General features: G+C 62.8%; 3 protein-coding genes and 1 tRNA gene. 2 read left to right on the forward strand and 2 right to left on the reverse strand.

The genetic code is table 11. From position 1 onward, the window contains the following. Positions 1–224: 224 nt before the first annotated feature. Positions 225–1,364, forward strand: a complete 1,140-nt coding sequence (locus Q4E95_RS11215) for a glycosyltransferase (protein WP_303383388.1) — start codon at positions 225–227, stop codon at positions 1,362–1,364. 25 nt (positions 1,365–1,389) lie between these two features. On the opposite strand, the gene Q4E95_RS11220 is transcribed toward Q4E95_RS11215, so the two are convergent. Together Q4E95_RS11220 and Q4E95_RS11225 are read right to left on the reverse strand one after the other, a co-directional pair. Then, positions 1,390–2,892, reverse strand: a complete 1,503-nt coding sequence (locus tag Q4E95_RS11220) for a lipopolysaccharide biosynthesis protein (RefSeq protein ID WP_303383389.1) — start codon at positions 2,890–2,892, stop codon at positions 1,390–1,392. A gap of 10 nt (positions 2,893–2,902) precedes the next feature. Next, complete coding sequence (locus tag Q4E95_RS11225; RefSeq protein WP_368660328.1) at positions 2,903–4,075, reverse strand: glycosyltransferase; 1,173 nt, start codon at positions 4,073–4,075, stop codon at positions 2,903–2,905. Positions 4,076–4,266: 191 nt separating this feature from the next. Between Q4E95_RS11225 and Q4E95_RS11230 the strand changes: the two genes are divergently transcribed. Next, positions 4,267–4,358 (forward strand) — tRNA-Ser (locus tag Q4E95_RS11230). Positions 4,359–4,516 lie beyond the last annotated feature (158 nt).

Below are 4,516 nucleotides of genomic sequence, written 5' to 3' on the forward strand. Positions count from 1 at the left end.
CGCAGGCCTTGCGGGAACAACCGCAGCCATCGATCCTGCTGGTGGATGACCTCGTGGATAGCCGTTGGACACTCACCGTTGCCGCACGTGAACTGCGCCTGGCGGGCGCCACCAATGTTCTGCCGTTCGCGTTGGCATCGCAGGGGTGATCCGGGTCCCGCAGCGCTAAGCCCGAGGGATCAGCCGCCAAGCGCCGCCCCAGAGGATTCCATTAGTCTCGTGTCATGAGCGAATCATCTGACCCGCCCGTGGTCGACGTCGTCATTCCGGTTCACTCCCAAACCCGCCCGCTGGGGCGGGCCGTGGGCTCGGCCATCGCGGCAACGCGAGGAATGCGCCCCGCGGACTGCGGGATCATGGTGGTCGCCCATCACATATCCGCTCGGCAGGTTGAGTCCATGCTCTCGGAAGAGCAGTTGGCACGAGTGACCATTGTTGAGTGCTCGGACCCAGGAACTACACCGGCAGGTCCGCGCAACACCGCTCTGGAACGGACCACCGCAACGTTCATCAGTTTCCTCGACAGCGACGACACCCTGGACCCCGGGGCCGTGGATCGTTGGGTGTCGATTGCCCGGACCCGCGGCAGCGACTGGGTGCTGCCGTTCCAGCACCACTCCGATGGGCGAGCGGACATGACTCCCATCACCCGGCCGTGGCGCAGCTCTGATCTTTCCGCGGTGGCGGACCGGTTGTTCTACCGAAGCTCGGCCTTCGGACTCATCCGTGTGGCCACGGCCAGAGCGGCGGGCGCCCGGTTCGACACGGACGTGATCACGGCCGAGGAACAAGCGTTCATTCTTCGGCTCCACGCGCACGCCCAGCGTATTGATTACGCCCGGGGTATCCCCGGGCTGCTCGTTCATGCGGACGCGACGGATCGAGTCTCCCGGGCCCCCATTCCCGTGGGCGACCAAGCCCTGCCCGCTCTCCGCCTCAGCGAAACGGAGTGGTTCGCTCAGGTGCCGCCGGCCCTGCAAGCTGGGTTCTACCTCAAATTCATTCGGGTCAATATTTTTCCCTTTATTGAGTTGCATGTGAAGACTGGGTCGTGGGACCGCGCACAGGCGCAAGCGGCGTACGACTCGATTCAGTCCTTGCTGCGCGTCGCTCCGCTGAGTAAAAATCAGCTGTCACGGGCCGACTCGCGCGTGATCGAACTGCTGAGCCATCCCGATACGGAACCGGACCGGTTGGTGCAGGCCCTGGCCGCACGACGTCGTTTTGCCTCACCTGCGGCATTGGCAACGCCGCAACTGTCGTGGCTGCTCGCGAGGAATGCACCACTGCGGATCAGCGTCGCGGGAGTCGTTCAAATTCTGCGTCACAAGTGGGGCGGGCGGCGCGGCTCGACGGCGGGTTAGAGTCCGCGCCTGAACAACCGAACCATTAGTTCTTGCGAAACCGTCCCGTGACCATGCGGATGCGGGGCGCCAGATCGCCCCAAGAAATCAAGGCCCACACGGCGCAGAACGCCACGGTGAGAACAACGCTCACCCACAGCTCCGAATGACGCAGACCCAGGAACAAGCAGCCCAGAATCAGGACGTACCCGACCACGATTCGTGTGAGTAGGCCGCCCCAGCGCATCCGGTCATGAACCCAGACCACGATCATGGGCGCCAGAGCGCTGATGAAACAGGCCACCATGTAGCCGATGGCAGACGCCATGACTCCCATGGTGGGGCCCAGCCACAGGATCGTGCCCACACCGAGCATCATGCCCACCGCGTTGCACAACGCAAGAACCCTCACGCCCCACGACTCGCCGCCGTTGAGACGGGAGTTGGCGGCGTTGAAACTTGTGGCCGAGACAGCGAAGAACAGGATGATCAGCAGCGGCACCGATCCCTCGAATTCATTGATCCGGGCGCCGTACAACACGTGAATGAGGGGCTCGGCCCAAATGATGCCCACACCGAAAACGGGAAGGAACACCAGGACCATCACCCGCATGATCGAATCCAGTTGCCGCTTCATGTTCGCGTGGTCACCCGCCGTGAACATGCGCGCCACGGAAGGGGCGAGCGCGACCAACATGGAGGAGGAGAGCATGCTCGCCGGGGTTGCAATGGCCACGGCCGCGGAGTACTGACCCACGGCCGCCAGGGTGTCGAAACGGTACCCGAGCAGCAGGGACAACTGCAGCAACCCCGCGGCCGTGATGATGTTGATGGACGCCCAGAGGGTGAACATCAGAATCTCTTTCTTGAGGGCCCACGGCAGTTTGCTTCCGCCCTTGAGAGGCCACGACGGGATGGCATAAATCAAATACCCGACACTCAAGGGGAGTAACAACAGCGGGGTGAGTTCACCCAGGAGAACAATGACCAACAGCGTGAGGGTCACGAAGGAACTAATGCAGTCCCAGGCCGTGGTCGTGACGAACTGGTTATTCCCGGTTCTGACCCCGCGCACAAAGTTGTAGGCGGACAACGAGATCACCAGCAGGCCCGTGGACAACGCGTAGCCCAGGGGGAGATCCAATGCGAGGACCGACAGCACGACCGCGGTGACGGACAACACGGCCATGCCGACCGCTGCGCTTCGTGAGGCGTACAAGCTCACGGACAATTGTTCGTCCGCGTTTCCCCGGCCGCGTGCCATGGCAATGAACTTGGACGCCGCATTGCCGGAGGCCTGGGGCCACAGAAGCACCAGGAACAGCGCCAGGGAGATAGCGGTATTGACCTTGCCCAGAATCTCGTTACCCAGGAGGTTGCCGATCAGCAAGGTGTAGCCGAAACGCGACAGACCCTGGACGAATACGGCGATGACGGTCAGGGCGAACGAGGACCCGATGGGGTTGTCCTTGTTCTCGTGGTTGGGGGGCGGGAAGAGGATTCCACGCCAGCGCCCTGGAGCGCCCGGAGTAGCGGCCGGAGTGGTCATTGGGTGAATACTAGCCAGAGATCTTGGGTGCGCGGTTCGAGCGGCCGGTGATCAAACGGTAGATCTCGTCAAACGTCGCTCCCACGGTCTTCCGGGAGAATCGCTCGCGGACCGTGTCGGCAATGCGGTCCGGTGACACCGCGTGGAATCTCTCCCAGGCCAGGAGCACGGCATCGGCCAGATCTTCGGGGTCCCAGCTGTCTGTCAGGACGGAATTCTGGTCGGTGCAGTAGTCGTCGAAGCCGCCACTGAGCGGCACGGCGGCGGGACGGCCGGCGGCCTGGGCCTCGGCCACCGCCGTGAAGAAGTTCTCCTGCTTGCTGGGCAGGAAGAACAAATGGGCCCGGGACAGATGCTCGGTGACCTCCGAGGGGCCGATGGGGCCGGTGAAGACCACACGATCGGCAATACCGAGTTCTTCGGCGCGCTTTTGCGCAGCGGCCATCAGCGGGCCTTTACCCACGAGCGTGTACTGCACATCCGTTCCGCGCTGCACCAGGCGGGCCACGGTCTCCAGCGCGAGCAACGGCTGTTTCCGGTCGACGAGCGCACCCACGCCCACGAGCCGCAGTGGAGGCTCGGTCGGAAAGGGGAGAATCGGGTTCGGGTTCTGCACCACGCAGGGAACCACGTGCGTGGCACCCGGACGTGAAAACTTGGCCATCTCGTCCGCGAGTTCCCTCGTCACACCGGTGACAGCGTGGGGTAAACGCAAGACATAGCGCAGCCAGGAGACACTCCGCCACAGGGTTCCGACGCTTGCGGGGTTGACCACGCCGTTCCAGTGTTCGGTGTGGGCCCAGGGTGCCCTGCGGAACAACCACGCGGGGGCGGCAAAGAGTGCCGCCGAAAACGCCATGGTGTGGAGTACGTCAGCACCCCGTAGCCCGCGTGAGACCAGGCGGGACACCCGGACAAAACTCAGTGGATTCGTCACATCCAGCCACACCCGAGTGACCGGGACACCCTCGTAGGATTCTTGAACAGTGGGGCGGGATTCTCGACCGATGTTGATGTGCACCACGGAGACGAGGTGACCCGCCTCCTGAAGCGCCCAGCAGTGCTCCAGGACAAATGGCGTCCGGCTTGGGATATCCGTATCCGGAAACCAAGCTGTAACCACGAGTGAACGCATGAGGTGGCACCTTCCAACGGTATCGGCGGCGCGGGGTCGGCGGCGCATAATCGGACCCGCGGTGTAACAGATTCATAGGGCGATCAGGATCAGGGTGGACCGGACCCGGCGAGAACCGGCCTCAAATTACCATAGCCATGGTCCACGACCCGTTGCGTTTTGACCCCGGCTCTGCCTGACGGATAAGCTGGCCATCGTTGTTTTCCTGGCCGGTGTACTCACCGGTGGTAATACAACGTGGAGACGTGCCAGAGCGGCCGAATGGACTTCACTGCTAATGAAGGGTCCGGATTAAACCGGACCGGGGGTTCAAATCCCCCCGTCTCCGCCATTGTCCTGAGTCGCGACATAGTTTACGAACTAGTCGCGGCTCAGGACTTTTTTGTGCCCGGGCGCGGGCAACGACAACCCGCCAACATACCGGTTTGATAACTTCCTCAGCCGCCAATATTTACGATGGTAAACTCCGACCACTCGCAGTTCGGAATT

The sequence above is a fragment of the Kocuria sp. genome (assembly GCF_030536815.1).
Taxonomy (GTDB): Bacteria; Actinomycetota; Actinomycetes; order Actinomycetales; family Micrococcaceae; genus Kocuria; species Kocuria gwangalliensis.

What these genes read in the sequence shown, in the direction of transcription:
- Q4E95_RS11215 (WP_303383388.1), top strand. Translation starts at nt 225, where the DNA reads ATGAGCGAATCATCTGACCCGCCCGTGGTCGACGTCGTCATTCCGGTT.
- Q4E95_RS11220 (WP_303383389.1), bottom strand. Translation starts at nt 2,892, where the DNA reads ATGACCACTCCGGCCGCTACTCCGGGCGCTCCAGGGCGCTGGCGTGGA.
- Q4E95_RS11225 (WP_368660328.1), bottom strand. Translation starts at nt 4,075, where the DNA reads ATGCGCCGCCGACCCCGCGCCGCCGATACCGTTGGAAGGTGCCACCTC.